1 protein-coding gene is annotated in these 1,892 nt (G+C 71.2%); it reads right to left on the bottom strand.

What is annotated here, in order from left to right:
• Positions 1 to 269: 269 nt before the first annotated feature.
• Entirely contained in the window at positions 270 to 1,478 is a 1,209-nt protein-coding gene (locus AB0C69_RS41875) for a cytochrome P450 (RefSeq protein ID WP_360362402.1), read from the bottom strand.
• Between the last annotated feature and the right edge of the window lie 414 nt (positions 1,479 to 1,892).

The following is a 1,892-nucleotide window of genomic DNA, read 5'->3' as shown; positions in this document are numbered from 1 at the left end:
CTTCCAGTACGGGTCCCTGAGCTTGCGCTTGAGGAGCTTGCCGTTGGGTTCGCGCGGCATCGCCTCGATGAAGTCGACGGACCTCGGCCACTTCAAAGAGTCGCCAGCCACGTGCGCAGCGGCTTGAACCACGTGCGCAGCGGCTTGAACCACGTGCGCAGCGGCTTGGACCGCGTGCGGGGGGGGCTTGAGCCGCGTGCGGGGGGCTTGAGCCGCGTGTGCGGCGGCTTGGGTCGTGCGTGCGGGGGGTGGGGGCGGGCCTGGGGTGGTTAGCGCTCTACGTGTAGGGCGGTCAGGCCTCTCAGGACGTAGCCGGGCTTCCACTCTGGTTCGGTGGTGAGGCGCAGGGCGGGGGTTGCGCGCAAGAGCGCGCCGAATGACTCGGTCATTTCGATGCGGGCCAGGGGGGCGCCCAGGCAGTAGTGGATGCCGAGGCCGAAGGTGATGTGCGGGTTCGGGTCGCGGCCCAGGTCGAGCCGGTTCGGGTCGACGAACACCTCCGGGTCACGGTTGGCGGACGCGAACTGGAGGGCGACCTCGGCGCCACGCGGGATGTCGACGCCGGCGACCCTGATGTCCTCCAGCACCCATCGTTCGAACATGGGCGCCGGGGTGTCGTAGCGCAGCAGTTCCTCGACCGCGGTGGGCACGAGCGACGGATCGGAGCGGAGGCGCTCCAGCTGGCCGGGGTTGCGGAACAGCGTCCACCAGCCGTTGCCCGTCGCGTTCACCGTGGCCTCGTGGCCCGCGTTGAGGAGCAGGACGCAGGTGCCGATCAGCTCGTCCTCGGTGAGCCGGTCGCCCTCGTCAACGACGTGGGCCAAGGCGGTGATGAGGTCGTCACCCGGCTCGCTCCGCCGGGCGCGGGCCAGGTCGCGAAGGTAGTCGGAGAACTCCACGGCCGCGCGGACGGCGGTCCGCTGGACCTCCTCGGGCGGGTTCAGCTCGTACATGCCGCAGATGTCGGCCGACCAGGGGCGCAGCAGGTGCCGGTCTTCGACGGGGACGCCCAGCATCTCGGCGATCACGTTCACCGGCAGCGGCTCGGCGATCTCGGCGAGCAGGTCGCCGCCGCCCCTGTCGGCGAGCCCCGCCGCGAGCTCCTCGGCGAGGCGCCGGATCATCGGGCGCAGGCCCTCCACCATGCGGGCCGTGAACGCCTTGGACACCAGGCGCCGCAACCGCGTGTGGGTGGGCGGCTCCACGTCGAGCATCCCGGCGCGGATGAGATCCCAGAAGGGTTTGAGGAAGTCGGGCTCCGGCTCCTGCCCGAACTCCTCGTGGCTCGCGATGTGCAGGTACGACCGCCCGAGGCGACGGTCGCGCAGCAGCCCGTCGACGTCCTCGTAGCGGCTGATCACCCACTGGCCGGTGGGTTCGTGGAAGAACACCGGTTGCTCGGCGCGGAGCCGCTCGAACACCGGATACGGGTCCGCCACGAATTCGGCGGACCAGGGGTCGTAGGCCAGGTCGCTCATGAACCGACGATATGTGCCCTTTGCGGTCGACTGGGGCGGAGCCGAGCAACCGAGGACGGGTGACGGCCCCCATGGCAGGCGTATCGCCCCCAAGGCCCGGTCGGACATGGGTGCGGCTCTCCGGCATCGTGCCCATGCCTGAGGCGGGGCCGTGAGGCCGGTGCCATCGAGAGATGTCTCGGCGCCGGCGGATGATGCGGCCGATCAACGAGCGACGGCCCGGGCGGTTCCAGCCGCTCCGGGCGAACTCGATGATCGGATCAAGGCTGATGATCGAGCGCCTGCGAAGTCCCATCGGGGCGCCTCCTTCCACGTGATCGCGTTCGCTCCCGGGCGGGGTCGGCCCGCCCTCCCCCCCCGGGCGGGCCTCCCGGACCCGGGCGATCGCGGCGTCGCGCCCGGCGGCGTCCCAGC

The organism is Actinomadura sp. NPDC048032, assembly GCF_040653175.1.
GTDB lineage: Bacteria > Actinomycetota > Actinomycetes > Streptosporangiales > Streptosporangiaceae > Spirillospora > Spirillospora verrucosospora.
Note: the sequence above shows the minus strand (reverse complement) of the source record. Positions and strands in the feature narration are given on the sequence as shown.